This is a genomic window from Campylobacter sp. RM16187 (genome assembly GCF_025319965.1).
Classification (GTDB): Bacteria; Campylobacterota; Campylobacteria; order Campylobacterales; family Campylobacteraceae; genus Campylobacter_A.
The window spans coordinates 702,326-721,941 of the sequence record NZ_CP012549.1; the positions used below are offsets into that span (position 1 = coordinate 702,326).

At 35.7% G+C, this 19,616-nt stretch carries 22 protein-coding genes; 7 read left to right on the top strand and 15 right to left on the bottom strand.

Annotated elements, in window-relative coordinates:
• Window positions 1-16 precede the first annotated feature (16 nt).
• A complete protein-coding gene (fliW, locus tag CDOMF_RS03800; RefSeq protein WP_169974854.1) occupies window positions 17-400 on the bottom strand; it encodes a flagellar assembly protein FliW in 384 nt (127 codons plus the stop codon).
• A gap of 155 nt (window positions 401-555) precedes the next feature.
• Here fliW and CDOMF_RS03805 point away from each other — a divergent pair, with 155 nt between their 5' ends.
• Both CDOMF_RS03805 and lon read left to right on the top strand, forming a co-directional pair.
• Window positions 556-1,203: an outer membrane protein assembly factor BamD gene (locus CDOMF_RS03805; RefSeq protein WP_169974856.1), complete on the top strand. Its 648-nt coding sequence runs from the start codon at window positions 556-558 to the stop codon at window positions 1,201-1,203.
• Between the two features lie 9 nt (window positions 1,204-1,212).
• On the top strand, window positions 1,213-3,627 hold the full coding sequence (lon, locus tag CDOMF_RS03810; RefSeq protein WP_260952530.1) for an endopeptidase La: 2,415 nt from the start codon (window positions 1,213-1,215) through the stop codon (window positions 3,625-3,627).
• A gap of 77 nt (window positions 3,628-3,704) precedes the next feature.
• On the opposite strand, the gene CDOMF_RS03815 is transcribed toward lon, so the two are convergent.
• From CDOMF_RS03815 to CDOMF_RS03855, 9 genes are all read right to left on the bottom strand, one after another.
• Window positions 3,705-4,637, bottom strand: coding sequence for a hypothetical protein (locus tag CDOMF_RS03815; RefSeq protein WP_260952532.1), 933 nt, complete (start codon window positions 4,635-4,637; stop codon window positions 3,705-3,707).
• A gap of 23 nt (window positions 4,638-4,660) precedes the next feature.
• On the bottom strand, window positions 4,661-4,942 hold the full coding sequence (locus CDOMF_RS03820) for a hypothetical protein (RefSeq protein WP_260952533.1): 282 nt from the start codon (window positions 4,940-4,942) through the stop codon (window positions 4,661-4,663).
• A gap of 65 nt (window positions 4,943-5,007) precedes the next feature.
• The gene (locus tag CDOMF_RS03825; RefSeq protein WP_260952534.1) at window positions 5,008-5,751 is read right to left on the bottom strand and encodes an alanine racemase; all 744 of its coding nucleotides are present in this window, start codon (window positions 5,749-5,751) and stop codon (window positions 5,008-5,010) included.
• A gap of 125 nt (window positions 5,752-5,876) precedes the next feature.
• A complete protein-coding gene (gene rpsR / locus CDOMF_RS03830) occupies window positions 5,877-6,137 on the bottom strand; it encodes a 30S ribosomal protein S18 (protein ID WP_169942306.1) in 261 nt (86 codons plus the stop codon).
• A 20-nt stretch (window positions 6,138-6,157) separates the two neighbouring features.
• On the bottom strand, window positions 6,158-6,730 hold the full coding sequence (locus CDOMF_RS03835; RefSeq protein ID WP_260952535.1) for a single-stranded DNA-binding protein: 573 nt from the start codon (window positions 6,728-6,730) through the stop codon (window positions 6,158-6,160).
• Window positions 6,731-6,739: 9 nt separating this feature from the next.
• Window positions 6,740-7,126 (bottom strand): 30S ribosomal protein S6, encoded by a 387-nt coding sequence (gene rpsF, locus CDOMF_RS03840; protein ID WP_169974862.1) that lies wholly within the window; start codon window positions 7,124-7,126, stop codon window positions 6,740-6,742.
• 80 nt (window positions 7,127-7,206) lie between these two features.
• On the bottom strand, window positions 7,207-8,193 hold the full coding sequence (holA, locus tag CDOMF_RS03845; RefSeq protein ID WP_260952536.1) for a DNA polymerase III subunit delta: 987 nt from the start codon (window positions 8,191-8,193) through the stop codon (window positions 7,207-7,209).
• The gene (locus CDOMF_RS03850; protein WP_260952537.1) at window positions 8,186-10,108 is read right to left on the bottom strand and encodes an RNB domain-containing ribonuclease; all 1,923 of its coding nucleotides are present in this window, start codon (window positions 10,106-10,108) and stop codon (window positions 8,186-8,188) included. Before CDOMF_RS03850 ends, holA begins: the two co-directional genes overlap by 8 nt.
• Window positions 10,105-10,923, bottom strand: a complete 819-nt coding sequence (locus tag CDOMF_RS03855; RefSeq protein ID WP_169974868.1) for an HDOD domain-containing protein — start codon at window positions 10,921-10,923, stop codon at window positions 10,105-10,107. Before CDOMF_RS03855 ends, CDOMF_RS03850 begins: the two co-directional genes overlap by 4 nt.
• 150 nt (window positions 10,924-11,073) lie before the next feature.
• Here CDOMF_RS03855 and ilvC point away from each other — a divergent pair, with 150 nt between their 5' ends.
• The 4 genes from ilvC to ruvX are packed head-to-tail and all read left to right on the top strand — an operon-like array spanning window position 11,074 to window position 14,434.
• The gene (gene ilvC, locus CDOMF_RS03860) at window positions 11,074-12,096 is read left to right on the top strand and encodes a ketol-acid reductoisomerase (protein WP_260952538.1); all 1,023 of its coding nucleotides are present in this window, start codon (window positions 11,074-11,076) and stop codon (window positions 12,094-12,096) included.
• The gene (locus tag CDOMF_RS03865) at window positions 12,097-13,302 is read left to right on the top strand and encodes a divergent polysaccharide deacetylase family protein (protein ID WP_260952539.1); all 1,206 of its coding nucleotides are present in this window, start codon (window positions 12,097-12,099) and stop codon (window positions 13,300-13,302) included.
• The gene (locus CDOMF_RS03870; RefSeq protein ID WP_169974872.1) at window positions 13,299-14,063 is read left to right on the top strand and encodes a DNA-processing protein DprA; all 765 of its coding nucleotides are present in this window, start codon (window positions 13,299-13,301) and stop codon (window positions 14,061-14,063) included. Before CDOMF_RS03865 ends, CDOMF_RS03870 begins: the two co-directional genes overlap by 4 nt.
• On the top strand, window positions 14,060-14,434 hold the full coding sequence (gene ruvX / locus CDOMF_RS03875) for a Holliday junction resolvase RuvX (RefSeq protein WP_260952541.1): 375 nt from the start codon (window positions 14,060-14,062) through the stop codon (window positions 14,432-14,434). The genes CDOMF_RS03870 and ruvX overlap by 4 nt, the downstream gene beginning before the upstream one ends.
• A gap of 8 nt (window positions 14,435-14,442) precedes the next feature.
• On the opposite strand, the gene CDOMF_RS03880 is transcribed toward ruvX, so the two are convergent.
• From CDOMF_RS03880 to hemW, 5 genes are all read right to left on the bottom strand, one after another.
• Complete coding sequence (locus tag CDOMF_RS03880; protein ID WP_260952542.1) at window positions 14,443-15,471, bottom strand: hypothetical protein; 1,029 nt, start codon at window positions 15,469-15,471, stop codon at window positions 14,443-14,445.
• 8 nt (window positions 15,472-15,479) lie between these two features.
• Window positions 15,480-16,499 (bottom strand): tRNA preQ1(34) S-adenosylmethionine ribosyltransferase-isomerase QueA, encoded by a 1,020-nt coding sequence (queA, locus tag CDOMF_RS03885; protein ID WP_260953127.1) that lies wholly within the window; start codon window positions 16,497-16,499, stop codon window positions 15,480-15,482.
• The gene (gene tatC, locus CDOMF_RS03890; RefSeq protein ID WP_260952543.1) at window positions 16,492-17,295 is read right to left on the bottom strand and encodes a twin-arginine translocase subunit TatC; all 804 of its coding nucleotides are present in this window, start codon (window positions 17,293-17,295) and stop codon (window positions 16,492-16,494) included. Before tatC ends, queA begins: the two co-directional genes overlap by 8 nt.
• Window positions 17,295-17,708 carry a Sec-independent protein translocase protein TatB gene (gene tatB / locus CDOMF_RS03895; RefSeq protein ID WP_260952544.1) on the bottom strand — a complete coding sequence of 138 codons (414 nt, stop codon included), beginning with the start codon at window positions 17,706-17,708 and terminating at the stop codon, window positions 17,295-17,297. The genes tatC and tatB overlap by 1 nt, the downstream gene beginning before the upstream one ends.
• Window positions 17,709-17,773: 65 nt before the next feature.
• On the bottom strand, window positions 17,774-18,826 hold the full coding sequence (gene hemW, locus CDOMF_RS03900; RefSeq protein ID WP_260952545.1) for a radical SAM family heme chaperone HemW: 1,053 nt from the start codon (window positions 18,824-18,826) through the stop codon (window positions 17,774-17,776).
• Between the two features lie 421 nt (window positions 18,827-19,247).
• Here hemW and CDOMF_RS03905 point away from each other — a divergent pair, with 421 nt between their 5' ends.
• Window positions 19,248-19,508, top strand: coding sequence for a hypothetical protein (locus CDOMF_RS03905; RefSeq protein WP_260952546.1), 261 nt, complete (start codon window positions 19,248-19,250; stop codon window positions 19,506-19,508).
• The last annotated feature ends 108 nt before the right edge of the window (window positions 19,509-19,616 follow it).

A 19,616-nucleotide genomic window follows, 5' to 3' on the forward strand; every position in this document is an offset into this window, starting at 1 on the left:
AGGAAAAGGCAGAATTTTACTTTTGTATAAAATCTGAAATTTTCTCGGCTTGTTTATAGTATGGATAGCTATATACATCTAAAACCACCTGGGATAACGTCATATTGGTCATATTGCATACGATAGGAGCCATAAAATTTACAGTAGATGTCTCTATCGGGGTGCTTACAACCATGATGTTATATACTCTTAATTCGCTATTGTCGTTTATATCCATAAGTTCTTGGTAATATGTAGGTATTTCAAATTCATAATTTCTTAAAGCGTAAGGATTGATCATGGTAAAAGACGTATTATCGTCTTTACTTTGAAGCTTTACAAAAAATTTATCAAGCTCCATAAGCTCCATAGTTTTTATATGCTCAAATCCTAAAATCGGGCTTTTTACTTCAAATACCATAAATATCTCCTATAATTTTTAAAAATATTTTACTATAATTATATCAAAAATTTCAATGTATGAATAATAAAATATAAAAATATCTAAATTTATCGAAAAATAACCGAATCAGTAGTAAAATATACGGTTTTTTAAATCTTAAAATAAGGAATAACATGAGCTCGTTTGTTAAAATTTTGAGTTTTTTTATTTTGATCGTATTTTTAAGCGGTTGCGCTGAAAAATACAGCGAACTTTATAACTTAACACCCGATGAGTGGTATACACAAATAATATCAGACATTAACGATAGAGACTTGGAAAGTGCCGATAAACATTATACATCTATGTCAAGCGAGCATGTCGCAAGTCCGATGCTTGAGCAAATTTTACTAATATTGTCGCAAGCTCACGCAAACGAAGAGGAGTATTTGCTAGCTAATTTTTATCTCGATGAGTATATTAAAAGATACGGCGATAATGGACCTAAGAGTGAATTTGCCCAATATCTTAAGATAAAGGCGAATTTCGACTCGTTCTCACAACCAAATCGTAATCAAAAACTAATGCAGGATAGCGTGGCGGAGATTGAAAAATTTCTATATATATATCCAAATACCAAGTATAGACCCTTGATTGAAACTATGCTTACTAAATTTCAGCTTGCCATATTTTATCTGGATGAGCAGATAGCTGACCTGTATAAGAGAACAGGAAGAGAGCAATCGGCTGAAATTTATAGACAAAAAGTCGAAGAATCGCCTCTAATGGATGCGAATTTGATACCGCCAAAGCTTCCTTGGTATAGAAAAATATTTGAATAGGAGAAAAAGTTGCAAATAAATGAATCAAAAGCTTTTCCGGCTGAGCTTCCTATAATAGTTGAAGACGAGCTATTTTTATATCCTTTTATGATAACTCCGCTATTTTTAAATGATGATGAAAATTTAGCCGCCCTAAATTTGGCTATAGAAAATCAAAGTCAAATTTTGGTAGCTCCGACAAAGCCACAAAATGAAGGAATGAGGGATTTTGAAGGTATTTATGATGCAGGAGTTATAGGCACGATTATGAGAAAAGTTCCGCTTCCTGACGGCAGAGTGAAAATTTTATTTCAAGGCTCAAGCAAGGGTCGAATAATCAATAAAATTGGTGTCAAGCCTTTAAGGGCTATTGTGGAAGTTGTCCATGAAAAGCACCCTACGGCTGTTAAAAGTGATGCTTTGGTAACCGTTCTTAGGGAAAAAGTTAGGGATTTAGCCGCTCTTAGCCATTTTTTCCCGCCTGACCTATTAAAAACTATAGAGGAAAGTGTAGAGGTTAATAGGGTATGTGACCTTGTGCTTAGTTCGCTTAGATTAAAAAAACAGATTGCTTACGAATTTTTTACAGAGGAAAATTTGGAGCAAAAACTCCTAAAGTTAATTGACTATATTATTGAGGAGATTGAGGCTAATAAACTGCAGCGCGAGATAAAAAACAAGGTTCATTCTCGCATAGACAAGGTCAATAAGGAGTATTTTTTAAAAGAGCAGTTAAAACAGATTCAACAAGAGCTTGGTACCGATACTACCCGTGAAAATGAGATAGAAGAGTATCGCAAGAAACTTGAGAAAAAGAAAAAATTCATGGCTGATGATGCTTATAAAGAGATTAAAAAGCAGATTGATAAACTAAGTCGCATGCATCCAGATTCTGCTGATGCGAATACTATCCAGAGCTATCTTGACTGGGTTATTGAGGTGCCTTTTGAAAATATTGCAAACAAAAAGCTAAGCGTAGCCGAGGTTAGCAGGCACCTAAATACCGATCATTACGGACTCGTCAGACCTAAAGAGAGGATAGAGGAATACTTCTCTCTAAGAGAGCTTTTAGAGCTTAGAGGAATTGCCGATAAGGTAAACAACGGAGCGATTTTATGCTTTGCAGGACCTCCGGGTGTGGGTAAAACCAGCCTTGCAAACTCTATCGCAAAGGCGCTTAAAAGAGAGCTTGTGCGAGTAGCACTTGGCGGGCTTGAGGACGTAAATGAGCTTAGAGGGCATAGAAGAACTTATATAGGAGCGATGCCGGGACGCATAGTGCAAGGTCTCATAGAGGCTAAGCAGATGAATCCTGTCGTAGTGCTTGATGAGATAGATAAGGTCGGCAGAAGTTTTCGTGGTGATCCTACGGCTGTTTTACTTGAAATTTTAGATCCGGAACAAAACAATAAATTTAGAGATTACTATCTAAATTTTAATATAGATCTAAGTAAGGTAGTATTTGTGGCTACTGCAAACGATGTTGGCTCTATCCCACCTGCACTACGCGACAGGATGGAGTTTATCCAGCTTAGTTCATATACTCCGCAAGAGAAATTTGAGATAGCCAGGAAATATTTGATACCTCAAGAACTTAAAAAACATGGATTAAAATCAAGCGAGGTAAGTTTTGGCAAAGATGTCTTAAATTTAATTATATCTGATTACACAAGAGAGAGCGGAGTAAGAAATTTACGCAGACGTATAGCGGATATCTTTAGAAAAGTTGCAAAAAAACTTTTAAGTGATATGAGTATTAAAAAAGTGAATATCACTACTAAAAATTTGAGTGAGTTTTTAGAGAAAAAAGTATACGAGATAGAGCCTGCGGATAAGATAGATCAAGTAGGGCAGGTTAATGGTCTTGCTTGGACAAGTGTGGGCGGAGATGTCCTAAAAATAGAGGCTATTCGCATTCAAGGCAAAGGCTCTATGCAGATAACCGGATCTTTGGGAGATGTGATGAAAGAGAGTGCATACATAGCATTTAGTCTCGTTAAGGTATTGATAGACAATAAGAAGATAAAAGTGCCTACTAAAATCATACCCGTTTTTGCAGATGATAAAAAGAAAGTTGAGCCAAGCGATGTGTATCGTAGGTTTGATCTGCATATACATGTGCCAGAAGGTGCGACTCCCAAAGATGGTCCAAGTGCTGGAATCACGATGGTAACCGCAATAGCTTCGATACTTACCGATACAAAGGTTAGGGCTGATGTGGCTATGACAGGAGAGATAACTTTAAGTGGTAGAGTTTTACCTATAGGCGGGCTCAAAGAAAAGCTGATAGCGGCTCATAAGGCCGGCATAAAAACTGCTTTAATACCGCGCAAAAACTACGAGCGCGACTTAGACGATGTGCCAAACGATGTAAAAACCGACGTAAAGATCGTTGCCGTTGATACTATAGAAGATGTTTTAAAAGTCGCTTTGGTCTTAAAATAAATTTTATGAAGTCTTGTGGAGTAAAAGCAAGACTTCATTTTTTGTTGTTAAAGTTGCTTAAACTTAACACTTTTTATTTATAAATTTAAATTTTTACAAGTTTCTTTGAGCTTATTTTTTGACCATACTTTTATTTTAGTTCTTGAATCAATATCTTTAGTTTTTAAATATTCTTCATTTTTTAAAAACCAGCTGATAGTATCCATATATGTTTTTAAATACATGTTCTTATCGGCTTGACAAAAATCATCTATTTTTTGATATCTCTTTGTAAGTATTTGCCAGTATAAAATTTGACTTGTTATTCTGTGCAATCTCTCATTTTCAAAATACTCTGAAGCCTCGGCTTTTTTGGCTCTATTATAAATTTCGGGATATTTTGATGAATATAGATTATCCATATATTTTATATAATCATAAAGTTTTATAAGGCGCTCATGTTGTTTGACATCTTTAATAATTAACTCATTTTGCTTTTTTTGCGCCCAATATACTAAAAAATTAGTAGTAAAAATAATAGATAAATTATTAAAAGCGGCATATCTAATCTCTTGAAACATCTTGTCTTTGGCCTCATATTTAACCATATTTTCTATAGTTTCCCATGCTTTTTCATTAAATTTTATTACCTCTTCAAAAGAATATTTATTGTTACCGTATAGAACGGTACTGCCTGAGGTATTCATAATATATGCCATCAGTCTAAAAACATACCAGTCCGTGTATTTCTCTGCATCGTCGTTTGGCAGATTTTCTTTCCATCTTTTTATGAAATAATCCTGCAAAGCAAGTACAGGCTGAACGATAAAGCTTTTTTCGTCTACAAAGGGTAGTTTGGTTAGAAAATTGCCATACACCATCATAAAATTTGCACCTATTAGCCACTCTTTTGCTTTTCTGTATGGCTGATCTTTGTATAGCCACTCGCTCCTTTGGGCTATATACATTCCTATGTGTCCTATTGTTAAGACTATTAAAGCTATTTTTAGGACATTTTTAATTTTTGACATTTAATACCTTTTCTTGTTATTTTTTAGTAAATTTTACCCCTGCAGCTTACCTCTATTTTGTCTACAACTTGCCCGTCTTTAATCAAATAAGCAAATTCATATAAATTTACGACAGGGCAGATGTGGTTTGGGTAAATTATATTAACGCTATCTCTTAAATTTTTATCATAGATTATGGCATGCTCGTCATAGACGGAGTCAATCCACACGTCAGTTCCTTTTATCTTGCCAAGTCCGGGTGTAGCCACAAATCCTACGGTGCGTCTTTGCTGGGTTAGACCCTTTGCTCCAACATCGGTTATCACGCGTTTGTTTGTAGGCTTGCTGATGATAGTCGTAAGCAGGTAGCTACATTCATGCTAAAGTCGCCTTAAGCCATGGCTTGAGATGAGTCCATAAAGATATAAGTTCCCGGTCTTATCTCCGTTACGCCATTTAGTATCTCAAAATCATTAATTAGCGAAGGCGTAGAGCCGATACTTACTATCTCGGCCGGCAAATTTAGCTCACTAGCGATAGATGAAAATTCAAGAGTGCGCTTTTGGCTTTTTAAGTGAATTTGCTCACACTCTTTTTTGTCGGTAGCTTTGTATGAGTGACCGTCGTGTGAAAATACGCCTTTGAAATTTATATTTTTGCAAATTTTAAGATGGTTTATAAGTGCTGTAAAATCTTCTTTTTTGATTACTCCTGAGCGATTTTCGCCGACTTCTATCTCTATTAACACATTAGCTTTGGCGCTAAATTTTTCAAACGCACTTTGAATTAAATTTGCTTGCTCGATACTATCAATCCCAAAGCTTAAATTTATGCCGTCTTTTGTGAGTTTTATGATTCGCTCAAATTTTTCATCGCCTACTATTTCATTTGCTATAAATATATCTTTAATTCCGTTTTTAGCCATCACTTCAGCCTCGCCGACTTTAGCCACAGTTATGCCTTTGGATCCAAAATTTTCTTGAAGTTTGGCGAAATACGGCATTTTGTGAGTTTTGGTATGAGGACGCAAATTTACTTTGTATTTTTCTGCATACTCTTGCATTTTTTGCAAATTTTGCATTACGATTTTTTTATCTATGATTAAAGTGGGTGTTGGAATTTCATGAAATCGCATATTGTCTCCTTGAATAGAGTAAGGAAATTATACTACGTAAATACTGATAAAATTTATGAAACTAAAGAAATTAAAAGTGAAATTTAAATGTATAAAAACAGAAAAGCCCTAAAAAGGGCTTTGTATTATAATCCTTCAAAAGGATTGGTAACTACGTTATCGCGATCTACGATATATGGGATAAATGCCGCGTGTCTAGCTCTTTTTATAGCTTGCTCAACCATCTCTTGGTGCTTTTTGCAGTTGCCTGTAAGACGTCTTGGCATTATTTTAAAACGCTCCGAAAGAGAGTATTTTAAAAGTGTCGTGTCTTTGTAGTCTATAAAATCAACTTTTGCTTCGCAATATTTGCAATATTTTCTTGAATATTTTCTTTTCTCTGCCATCTTTAAATCCTAATCCTTAATTAAAATGGTATTGTCTCGTCGCTGTCGTACTTGTCAGCGTCCACATCTATATCTTGAATTTTATCGTTGTAATCATCTTGTCTAGGCTGTCTATTGTAGCTTTGCTGACTTGGTGTTTTTGCACCGCTGTTTGCATAGCTATTTGCATTTTGACTGTAGCTTTGGTTGCTATAGTTTTGATTACCGTAGCTGCCACTTTGGCTGTATCCGCCTTGTTGATTACTATTTTGATTAAATCCGCCTTGTCCTTGAGCTGAGCCAAGCATCTCCATATTCTCTACACTTACGCTATGTTTGCTTCTTGTTTGTCCGTTATTATCGGTCCATTGGTCGAATTTCAAACGACCTTCTACTAGAAGTTTGGAGCCTTTGTTTAGATATTGGTTTGCTATTTCGGCTTGCTTTCCAAAAAATGTAATATCGATGAAGCAGGTCTCTTCGCGCTTTTCACCGTTTGCTGTAAATTTTCTTGTAACGGCTATAGAGCTGTTTCCTATCGCAACTCCTGATGTTGTGTATCTAAGTTCGATATCTCTTGTAAGATTTCCTACTAAAACCACTTTATTAAACATTTTTTATCCTTAAGCTTCCTCTGCCGGAATTTCTTGGGCTTTAGCTTTTGACTCTTTTTTGCCTTGTTTGATACCTTTGCTTAGCCTTTCCCAAGCTGCTATCTCTTTTTTATTTTCGAATTTTACAGTTAAGAATTTAATGATCTCCTCATTGATTCTTATGATACGCTCAACTTCTGCGATAGCGGCAGTAGGAGATGTAAAATATACTACAAAGAATATACCACGCTCATATTTTTTAACGGTATAAGCAAGTTTTCTTGTACCAAGTGGCAATAAAGATGCTATCTCTGCACCATTTTTTGTAAGGATTTCTTTTATGAAATCAACTTTTGCGCCTACTTCTTCTTCAGTCAAGGTAGGCTTAAATACGAATAAAAGTTCGTAATGCTTCATTAATTCTCCTTGTGGATATTAAGCTCGCATGCGAGCAAGGATGTCTATAAAGACAAGGACTGATTTTATCTTTTTTTTACTTAATATTTGCTGTTTTTATGGATTAAATTTTGCATGGAGATGAGCGAAGATAACAAGAAATGCGTTTTATCAAGCTTTGTGTTTGTCTTTATCTCAAATTCCATCAAATTTAAGGCTATAAAAATTTCTTTATAGCTATTTAAATTTATGCTTAGACACTGTCTTTTAAGCTCATTTGCGATATTTGGAGGCGGTGTGTAGCCAAGAGTTTCCTTGATGTCAAATTTGCCCTCTATCTTGATAAAACTATGTAGTTTAAAAAGCCTAAAAAAGGCTCTGTAAAGTGAGTTTATAAATAAAATTTCACTAAAATTTCCATCATCCACGCAAGAGAAAAAATCCTGCCTGATATCTTTTAGATTTATAAATTTGTCGAAAAAATCATCAAAACTTATACTTGAAAGCGAAAAAACTAAATTTCTAACTATGTTTTCGTTGATCGGCTCATTCAAGCTTGCAAGCTTGTTTAGCTCGCTTGCGGCTAAGTATAAATTTTCGTTGTGGATCCTATAAAGCTCAAAAAGAGCGTTTTTGGTTATGTTTAAATTTATCTTGCCTGCTTGTCTACTTAGCAAAGTTACTGCTTCATCTGGCGAATTTGGCTTAAAAAATCTAGCAAAATTCACGCCAAAAGCCTTTTGTGTGTCAAAGGTCGACTTTGTATCTGCTTCGTAAAATTCATAGATAAAAGCGCCACCGTTTTTGCAAGCCTCGATTAGCACTTTTAGCTCTTTTGACGGGATTTTTTTATCGCTTTTTATATGAAGTAGCGGTTCATCGCCAAATAGCGAAGGCTCGCAAAGATGTGATTTGGCAAGGTTGAAATCATACTCGTCGTAGTAGAGGCTAAGCAAATTTAGCCCTTCAAATTTAGCCAAAATTTCTTTGGCAAAGAGCTCTATTTGATACTCGTCCGCTCCAAAAAGCAAAAATGTATTTGGAAATTTCGGGCTTTGCAGTAGCCCCTCAAGCTCTCTTCTATACATCGATTTTTTTGACTACTTTTGCAAAAATTTCACCGCTTGCGATATCAGCATCGGTAATTTCTATGATGAGTTTTTGAAGCAGCTCTGCGGAGTAAGAGTTTAGGTAGATCCTAGCGCCCTTTATCTCATCATCAAGCTTTGCAACGAGCATGTTTTGATTTTCGCTTACGTAAGCTTTAAATCTCTGCCCAATTCGCTCTTTTGCCCATCTGGCAAATTTTCTATCCATGAAGTCATACGCCACTTTATCCGCTTCTCGCTCAAGTTCGCTCAAACTCGCACAAGCGCTTTCGATGTTTAAAAGCAGGTAGTTAAAGAGCTTTTTATCATCTTTCATCTTGGCTTTTAGCAGTCTATGAAGCGTGAGATCCGAGTAGCGGCGAATCGGGCTTGTAAAGTGAGTATAGCGGTCAAACCCAAGTCCGAAGTGTCCTAAATTCTGAGCCGAATATTCAGCCTTCTTTTGAGCCTTTATGATGAGTTTATCTATCTCTTCTCGGTTACCCATAGCGTCAGCTTGAGCTTGAATTTTACGTATCAAATTTGCAAGATCGCTTTCATACACGAAGTCAAATCCAAGCGAAGCTAAGTCTTGGAGCAAATTTTCGATCTTTCTGATGTCCGGCGTGCCGTGATTTCTAAAAACTCCTTTGCCGTCTATCAGCTTTGCCGCGGCTTTGTTGGCTAGTAGCATACAGTCTTCAACCAGTCTGTGTGAGTTTGAGTCGCTCTCAAATCTAGTTGCAAGCAGCTTGCCCTCGTCATCAAGGCTCATCCTAAGCTCCTGCGTTCTAAAGTCAAATGCGTTTTTAAGCCTTTTGGCACGCAAATTTGAGGTGAGTTCAAAAAGTGGTTTTATCCAAGAGATCTCGCTAGCTCTTCTGCCTTCTAAAATTTCATCGATCTCATCGTAGTTAAATCGCTTTTTAGAAGTTATGATGGCTTCAAATAGCTCTTCATTGACGACATCTAAATTTTTATTAAGTTTAATTTTAAAGCAAAAGGCAAGTCTTGCCACATCGGGCTTTAGCGAGCAGATGTTTTCGCTAAGACTTCGCGGCAACATCGGTATGGCGATATGCGGAAAATATATGGAAAACCCGCGCGACTTAGCCTCTTTGTCAATTGCCCCGTAGCTGCTTACGTATTCGCTTACATCGGCGATGGCTACGTAAATTTCTAAATTTTTCTCATCAAAATATATTGCGTCATCAAAGTCTTTTGCATCAATGGGATCAATCGTGCAAAACTCAAGCTCGCGCAGATTAACTCTGTTTGGATACATGCTGGCATCAACGCTATCTCCCCAAGCCTTGGCTTCAAGTTCGCTCGCTTCGCTAAATTTATCGTTTTTGTTATAGATCGCAAGTGAAATTTTCTCATCCGAAAAAGGATCATTGATGTTGCCTATGACTTCGGTTATCTCGTTGTTTAAGTTGTTGATTTTTAGCAGTGTGCCTATAGGCAGTGCTTTTAGCGATTTTTGAGTGGCTTTTAGCGCTATGCTAAGCCCTGTTTTTAAATTTACTCCCAAGACGGCTTGACCAAAGTGCTTGGTGTAAACTACGCTTGTTTCGTTTGCTAGTTTAAGCGTGAGAACTACTTTTGCGCTTTGGCGTTTTTTCTTAAGCGGAAGCAGTTTGGCTAAGATGATATCGCCGTAGTGAGAGTTGTTTAAATTTTTGTTTTCTATGAGGATATCTTGCTTAAATCGCTTGTCAAAAGGCATCAAAAATCCCGTGCCGTTTGAGCTTATATCAAGCTTACCGCATACAAAGCCGTTGTTTAGGTAAAATTTGTTATTGTGAGAGGTGATAGCGCCTAAATTTAGGAGATTTCTAAGCGTCTCTTTGTGATCGCTTGAAATCTCTTTTTCGCTTAATCCATCAAGTAGTCTGGTTAAAAATTCTTTCACAAATTAGCTTTTACTTTAGCCACTGCTTCTAGGAATTTATCGTGAGCAAAGCCGTATTCGTCAAGGAACGGAAGTGTGTTTTGGATACTTTCATCATCAAGCTGATGGAAGATATTTACCGCATTTTTTACGATTCTAAGGGCTACTGAATACATTTTTATATGTTCAGGCGCATCTTCTGGAGAATTTGAGAAAAATATAGAATCAACGAGCTCTGATTCCAAATTCCACTGTTCAAAAATTTTAGCAGTTACAATCTCGTTTGATATGTCAAGCACTTCATTTTCAAGCTCGGCAAGATCAAATGGGTTTGATATATCTTTTAGTTTATGTTTAAACTCATTTGCTTTTCCGGTCTCGATCAGCTCGTGAGAAAGTACTATTTTACCAACTTCAAGCATGAATGAAGCTGGAGATAAGATAGCCAAAGCGCCAGGGTTTATCTTATTATACCAGTTGTACATTAGGGCGTTTTGCATTATTGATATATTTAAAAAATCCTGACTTGTGATATCGTATGGATCAAGATCTATTCTAAAGCTCTTTTTTACAGCACTTGATAGCGCAAAACCGCGAATTGTAGCCATTCCAAAGAGTGAAACGGCTCTTGAGATAGTAGTTATCTCGCGGCTAAAACCATAAAGCGGAGAGTTTGCGGAACGGAGAATGTTTGCCGTAAGCATCGGGTCTTTTTCTATGATCTGGGCAAGTTCTCCTAAAGAGCTATTCTCGTCTGCACAAATAGCTTGAATTTTAATAACCGTATCATCAAGCGGTGGAAGTGTCTTAATGTGTTTATATATTGATTGATTCATATTTTCACGCTTTAAATTTAAATTAATTTTCGGCATTTTACACTAAATGGCTTGTTAAAAAACTTAAATGATAAAAATTATTTTATTTCAGTGATATTTGAGTTGTATGAGTGTATAATCTGCAAAATTTATGGCAAAAAAGGGGAAAACATGGCAGTAAATATTTATTATGACAAAGATTGCGATTTAAGTCTTATTAGAAGTAAGACAGTCGCTGTTATCGGCTTTGGCTCTCAAGGACACGCTCACGCTGAAAATTTAAGAGATAGCGGAGTAAAGGTTGTCATCGGTCTTGCAAAAGGCGGAAAAAGCTGGGTGAAAGCGGAAGCTAAGGGCTTTGAGGTAAAAAGCGTGAGCGAGGCTTCAAAGATGGCAGATGTGATTATGATTTTAACCCCTGATGAGATGCAGGCTGAAATTTTTTATAACGAGATCAAGCCAAATTTAAGCGAGGACAATGCGATAGCTTTCGGGCATGGATTTAACGTGCATTTTGGACAGATCAAAGCTCCTGAGGGAATCGATGTGATAATGATAGCTCCAAAAGCCCCAGGACACACAGTAAGAAGCGAATTTGTAAAAGGTGGCGGCATCCCTGATCTAATCGCAGTTGAGCAAAACGCCTCAGGTCAAGCAAAAGAGCTTGCGCTTAGCTACGCAAGTGCGATAGGCGGCGGAAGAACAGGCATCATCGAAACTACATTTAAAGATGAAACTGAAACCGATCTCTTTGGCGAGCAAGCAGTGCTTTGCGGCGGGCTTTGCGCCTTGGTAAATGCGGGCTTTGAAACGCTGGTTGAAGCAGGATATGAGCCTGAGATGGCGTATTTTGAGTGCTTACATGAGCTAAAACTTATAGTTGATCTGATGTATCAAGGCGGAATGGCGGATATGCGCTACTCTATCTCAAACACAGCTGAGTATGGCGACTACGTAAGCGGAACAAGAGTGGTAAACGAAGATAGCAAGAAGGCTATGAAGGAAATTTTAAAAGAGATTCAAAACGGTAAATTTGCAAAAGACTTTATCCTTGAGCGCAAAGCAGGATATGTAAGAATGAATGCCGAAAGAGGAATCGCCGAAAGAAGCCTACTAAATCAAACCGGCAAAAAGCTAAGAGCTATGATGCCTTGGATAAGCGCAGGTAAAATCGTAGATCAAAGTAAGAATTAATTGAGCCTAAGAACAAAGAGAAAAACTACCAAAAGGCGTGTAAAGCATAGCGCTAAGACACGCTCCTTTTGGAGCTATTTTATAATCCTGCTTATAGCTTTAGGCGTAGGTGCTGTTACATATTTTTTACTTAACTACCTATATAGCAAAAGCGATAATAATATACAAATTATAAATAAGATAGAAAAATACTTAGATAGTCAAAAACAAGAGATAAAAAGAGATAGTGCTAAAAAAGAGTCTGCTCTAAAATCTGAGTCAAAACTACAAGAAAAAACAAAAACCAAAGAGTCAAATTTAGAACAAAAGAGATCAATAAAGGATCTAAATTTAACTGAAAATGAAAACCGTGCTATAAAAAATATAATAAAGAGCATGGAGAAAAATGATGTGAATTTATCTACACAAAAAGAGTTAATAAAACCAAAAGAGCGAAAGATAAGTGAGTCTGGAAATAAAATCCATATAGAGATTGTAGAGAGAAATGCAACAAAAAAAGATAAAAAAAATGATGTAGATAAAAATCAAAAATTTACACTAGGTAGTAAGGGATCATCTTCTTCTAAACCAAAATTAGTAATTATAATCGACGATATAGCCCATAAACATCAGGTGGATGCCGTAAAGGCTATAAATTTAAAGCTCACTCCGTCTATTTTTCCTCCGACAAAGCATCATCCTGATACCCCAAAGCTTGCAAAAAGGTTTAAATTCTATATGATTCATCTACCAATGCAGGCTCATGGATTTAAAAAAGAGGAGATAAATACCCTGCATACCAACGATAGCTATGATAAAATTTTAAAAAGATTACGTGATATCAAAAGAGATTTTCCGGAACTAATGTATATAAATAATCATACCGGAAGTAAATTTACGAGTGATCTTGATGCTATGAATAGGATGATGAGGGCTGTAAAAAATGAAAATCTTATTTTTATAGATAGCAAGACCATATCAAATAGCAAGGTTGAAGAAGCTGCTAGAAATCATTCTATGCCATATATTGTAAGGGATGTTTTTTTAGATCATCAGGATGATAAGAATACTATTAGAAAACAGCTCAAATATGCTATCGAATTAGCTAAAAAGAACTCAAAGGCCATAGCTATAGGACATCCTTATAAAAATACACTTGAAGTTTTAAGGCAGAGCGGCGATATTTTAAAAGACGTTGAAGTAGTCTATCTAAAAGATGCCCTGTGAATACTTTAAGTAAAATTCCGTCACAGCTAAATAGGCTTAAAAATCCTCCCGATCAGCTATACTACAAAGGAAATTTAGAGCTTTTAAATATGCCTTTGGTCTCTATAGTAGGCTCTAGAAAGGCTAGCGCATACACCAAGGATTGTGTTTTTAATCTGGCTAAAATCCTATCATATTCTGGAGTTTGTGTGGTTAGTGGAGCTGCTATTGGTGTGGATATAGCGGCCCATAAAGGAGCCTTTCCTAATACTATAGCCGTTTTTGGAAATGGACTTGATAGAATTTATCCTCAATCAAATGCTAAAATGATAGATGAGATCTATCGAAATTCTCTTGCCATAACCGAATATGCTCCGGATGTTACGCCTAGAGGTTATCAGTTTTTGCAGAGAAATCGTATAGTGGTGGCCCTATCTCAAGCTCTTATCGTGGCTCAAGCCGATCTTTTAAGTGGTTCAATGCAGAGTGCAAGAATGGCATATGAACTTGGTATTAAAATTTACGTTTTGCCTCAAAGGATTAATGATAGTAGAGGAACAAATGAGCTTTTGGCTCTTAAAAAAGCCGAACTAATAAATGATTTTGATAAATTTGCTACGCGATTTGGCGAAGTAGCAAATGTCACAAAAGATGAAATTTTAGAATTTTGCAAAAATGGAGTAGATTTAGATGATGCCTTGGCAAAATTCGGTAGTCAAATTTACGAATACGAGCTTCTTGGCAGGCTGAAAATTTCAGGTTTAAGGGTTAATCTGGCATGAGCATAGTGGCTATAGATGTGGGGCTAAAAAGAATTGGAGTGGCTCTGGCAGTAGGTAGCGTAGTGATGCCTCAAAAACCAGTTCTTAGAAAAAATCGCAACCAAGCAGCTCGCGACGTCAATGCCGTTTTATCAGAGCTAAATGCAAAAACCTTAGTCGTAGGCATTCCACTTGGTGGAAGTAGCGAAGATGAGATGAGAAGGCGCATAAGCCACTTCGTATCGCTTCTAAATTTTAGCGGCGAGATAGTCTATGTCGATGAGGCGATGAGTAGCTTTGAAGCAAGCGAAATTTATACGGACACGAAACGAGATGGCAAGCTTGACAGCATAGCTGCGATGATTATTTTAAAGAGATATATTAAAGTATAGTTATATTTTTATACTCTATGGTAACGGTGTTTGTAGGCATTGTTAATAATACAAATTAGAGTGTCTGGAGTGTAGGGCTGAGATAAGTATTGCACGTATATATTCGAATTTATTTTTAAACCATCATGATTGTTTTTGATTATAACCAAGCATATTTTTTTATTTATTAGATAACTCTCTATATCTTTTAAGTTTGTATCATCTATAATATCTGCTTGCATAAACACCATATCCGGTCTAAAAATATTATCTTCTATATGTCTTTTGATTATGTTTAGATCAGAAGTTGGTTTAACGTCAATATTCATAAATTCAAGTTCTTTCTTTAAAATATCAAACGAATATTGATTTTTTTCGGCTATTAATACAGTAAAGTTTTTTGGATATTCTATTTTTAATCCTTCAAGAGTATCCGTTTTAGCGTCTGAAAGATCAAGAGATATGTCGGCAGATGCTTTTAAATATCCTTTTGACTCATATTGAAACGATACTGCGGAACCATTTTTATTCGATATTTCTTGGGCTAAACGAAAAAATTTTCTACTTTTTGGCGTCATAGTCGTATGTATCATACTTTTACTTATGGAATCTGTGTAAAAACTATTATTGGCCCATACTGAGATTGTAAATTTGATCTGTCTTTTACTGTAATTGCTTAATAAAAATTTAATAATTATTGTTGAATTTGACAAATTCAAGAGCATTGTTTGAGTTAGCGCATCTATTAGTTTAACGACATTGGAAAAATCCGCATCAAATGTCCTTGGATAGTTCATGTTGTAATCAAGCAGTACTGTGTTATTATTTTTTTTTGAATCTTCGTTTAATGAATTCATTAGAAAGAACATGCTTTCTAATATATCCATTTGTGCTATTTTTCTTCTTGTATTACCGGATTGAAACTCAGGGTTTTTTCTAAGCAGCCTAACTCTTTTGTTGGTAAATTTTTCATTTAAATTTTTAGAATGTATATAGTATGCTACAAGTAGCATTAGATATAGAAAAAGAATTATGAAAAGTATTGCGCTAAATTCCATTGCTTATCCTAAATAATCAGCATTCCGTCACCATAAGAGTAGAATTTATACTCTTTTTCAATTGCCGTTTTATAAATTTCCATTGTCTTATCGAGTCCTATAAAGCTTGTTACTAGCATTATGAGGGTTGACTTGGGAAGATGAAAATTTGTTAGAAGATAGTTTTGACGAATGGGTCTATTGTATAAATTCAAAAATAGCTTACACTCGCCGCTTGATATTTTGCTTCTTGCAAATTCCTCTACGCACCTTGTTACTGTTGTTCCAATACCTAAAATCGGCTTATTTGAATTTATTAGCTCTTGAGTATCTTTAGGGATTTGATAAAACTCGCCATGCATAAGATGATCCCTTATGATTTCAGACTCTACACTTTTAAATGTCCCAGCTCCGACATGAAGTGTGAGAAAATTTATATCATGATCTTTTTTTAGTGTTTTTATCATCTCGTCATTAAAGTGAAGGCTTGCCGTAGGAGCTGCTACTGCGCCTTGGTGCCTGGCGAAAATACTCTGATACCAGCTCTCATCATCTTTGTTATCAGCTCTTTTTATATACGGAGGAAGCGGCACATGCCCTATCTCTTCAAGTAGGTCAAATAGACTGGCGGCATCTAAAATTTGGCCGTTTTGAGTAAATTCAACAGCTCTTGTGCCATTTTCATAAATCTCGCAAACCTTTGCAATCAAATTTTTACTAAATTTTATAATGCTTCCTATTCTTACCTTACCTTTTATATAAACACTAAATTTATTATCATTAAGGGGAGTGTTTAGTAGTATCTCGCTTGCCCCTCCGCTGTCTTTATATCCTAAAATTCTAGCCTTGACTACTCTTGTATCGTTAAAAATAATAGAACAATCCGGTAAAATTTCGTGTAGATTTTTAAATTTCAGATGGTGTATTTTATCCTTGCAGCGTTCATATACAAGTAGCTTTGCCTCCTCTTTTGGCAAAGTTGGAGTGGAGGCTATTAGATTTGGAGGAAGATAGTAGTCGTAACTTGATAACAGATCTGTATCAGTCACCATTGTAGTATATTTCGTCATCATCATCGTCGTTGTTTTGCTTCCGCCTAGGCTCTTCTTTTGACTCTTCTTGAATATCCTCTTCTTTTGGAGCAGGATTTACCTGTTTAGCTATAAATATCGATAGTCCGTAAAGTCCTATTAGAGGAATTGCCATTAAAAACTGACTTATAATGTCAGGAGGAGTCATGGCCGCAGAAAATATAAATATAATTACTACTGCATATCTAAATGAATTTCTAAGTGTCGCATCGGTTATGAGGCCTAGTTTGGCTAGAAAAAATGTAAGTACAGGAAGCTCAAATGCTATACCGAAAGCTATTAAAAGCTTAGTAAAAAATCCTACATATTGCCCTATGCTAGGAAGCGCCGTAAATAATTCGCCTCCGAAATTTATAAGAAATACAAAGCCGATAGGAATTACTACATAGTAACAAAACGCAGCGCCAACTAAAAACATAAATGTAGCTGCTAATACAAAAGGGATTACATATTTTTTCTCATTTTCATAAAGCCCCGGAGCTACAAAGAGCCAAAACTGCCAGAATATTACAGGGAGTGAAAACATAAATCCTGCAAAAAACGCTACTTTCATTGCAGTAAAAAATGGCTCTTGAACCTGAGTGAAGATGATATTGCTTCCTGCTGGAAGAGCGTTTTTAAGAGGGGCGGTCATAATGGCTAGAATTGGATTCCAGAAGCTAAAGCATACTATAAACATTACCAATACGACAGAAACGCTTATAAAAAGTCTCTTTCTAAGCTCTACTAAATGCGGTTTTAACTCTTCAAACATTACGCCTCTTTCTTCTCTTCGTTCTTCTTATCATCCAAAACCGCATCTTTTATTATGTTTTGTGGATTTTTTATATTATCAATACTGCTTTTTATGTCGGATATATTCTTGTTAAGTCCGCCGGTAACGTCATTAATGCCTTTTTTTAGCTCATCAAGCTCTTCAAAAGTAAGCTTTTTTCGAACACTTTCTGTAGTTTTTGAGATGTTTTCTTTGTATTTTTTTGCATCTTCTTTTAGCTCTGCAATCTTAATCTCCTGATCAAAATTCGCCTTTGCATCATTTACCGTTTTTTTAACGGTTTTAAAAAATCTAGCTATCTCGACCATTGTACCAGGAAGCTTATCGGGACCTAGAAACAATACGGCTATGATTGCTATGATGATTATTTCAGGAAAACTCATACCAAACATTTAATATCCTAAATTTACATTTTAAATCAAATATTTTATCAGCTTTTTGCTCAATTTTCTATAAATCAACCAACTATAAACAAAGAAATTTCATCGGCAAGCAAAAAGTTCTTCACAAGATACCTGTCTTGCCTTAGCTCAAGCTTTTTATGAGCTCTTAAAATTTCAGCTCTTTGAAGCTGCTCTTTGCCAAGTTTTGAAGCCTCTATGCCGACTATGCTTCTTGCTCCTAAAAATATATGCTCCACATTTAGATCCTTTTGGCTTAAAATTTCAGCCTCTTTTTCGTGCGGATTTTTGATATATGCGCTTAAATTTTTAGTGTTTGCATATCTTTCGCCTTGCATAAAACCAACTGCATAAACTCCTACTCCTAGATATTCTTGCCCGCTCCAGTATCCAAGGTTATGCCTGCAAATTTGACCGAAATTTGATATCTCGTATTGTTTTAGACCTGTTTTTTCTATCTCGTTTATGAGAAATTTAGCTAGTAGCGGGCTATCTTTTTTATAGCTTATTTTGCCTTCAAAAGGTGTGTTTTCTTCAAGCGTTAGCGAGTACGCGCTAGTGTGTGAAACGCCTAAATTTTTAATGTTTTGAACCTCTATGGCAAGGTGTTTTTTAGTGTCAAATTTTGTGCCGTAGATGAGATCTACGTTTATGTTTGTAAATCCGGCAATTTTAGCGTTTTTGACCGTTTCGTAAATTTGAGCGGCACTATGCGTGCGACCAAGAAATTTAAGCTTATCTTCAAAGAAGCTTTGAGCGCCAAAACTCATGCGGTTTACGCCTAAATTTCGCATTTTTTTAAGCCAAGTTAAATTTGCCGAGTTTGGATTTGCTTCGCTTGTTATCTCACAGTTTTTAGCTAGATATGGCGAAATTTCGCTAAATAAATTTTCATATAGATTAGCATTTACCGCACTTGGTGTGCCGCCTCCGATAAATAGGCTATCAATGCTCTCTTTTGCGATCTTAAAATTAGCTGCTTGAGCTTTAAAATCAGCTATCAGCGCTTTAAAATAATCGGTTGCTAAATTTTCCTTGCCTACAAGTGAGCCAAACGCGCAGTACGGGCATTTGCTCTCGCAAAATGGAATGTGTATGTATAAAAGCATCTTTACCTTGGATTTAAAATGTAGATTAATTATAGTATAAAAAATATACATTTCGTATTGTGCAATGATTGTATGAAGTAAGAATTTATCATCAAGATAATATTTGATTTTATGGTTCTTTGGATTAAAAATTATCATTTTAACGAGACTTATAAAGTGTTTGAGAGGTGTTTTTGACCATATTTGTTAGAAAAATGTGTGGGGGTGTTGGTCTAATTCTCTTATTTGTCGATACAGATTTTTACTAAGGCTTTACAATAACAATCTTGCTCTTGCTGACCTCTTGAGTTAAAGGAGATTTTATATAAATAGTCGAAATTTTAAAAAGACTTATAAGGATGATAGATAAAAGGAATTGATGGTGTATAGTGTTGGTGTTTATTTGTATAGATATTTATCCTTATTATATTCTTGCAATCCAATGATTACACCAATGACTACACCCGCGCAAATAGCCGTCAAAGCACCTACGGCAATAGTTTTAAAAACATACCACATCCCTACTGGATCAGCAAGAGTGGCAAAAGATATTAAGAATATGAATAATAAAACTAAAAATGGGCGAATAAAAAACATTTTTAACTACTTAAAAAAGATAACCTTGATAAGGCCAAAAAATATGGGCGCAACTATAATAAAAGCGATTGTAACTAAAAATATAGCCAATTGCGGAGTAAAATAAGCCACAATGATCAATCCAAAAGCGCAAATGCAAACAGTGCAGATTATGATTATTTTATATAAAACATTAATCAGTTTAATAATCGCTCCTATATTTTTATTTAATTAT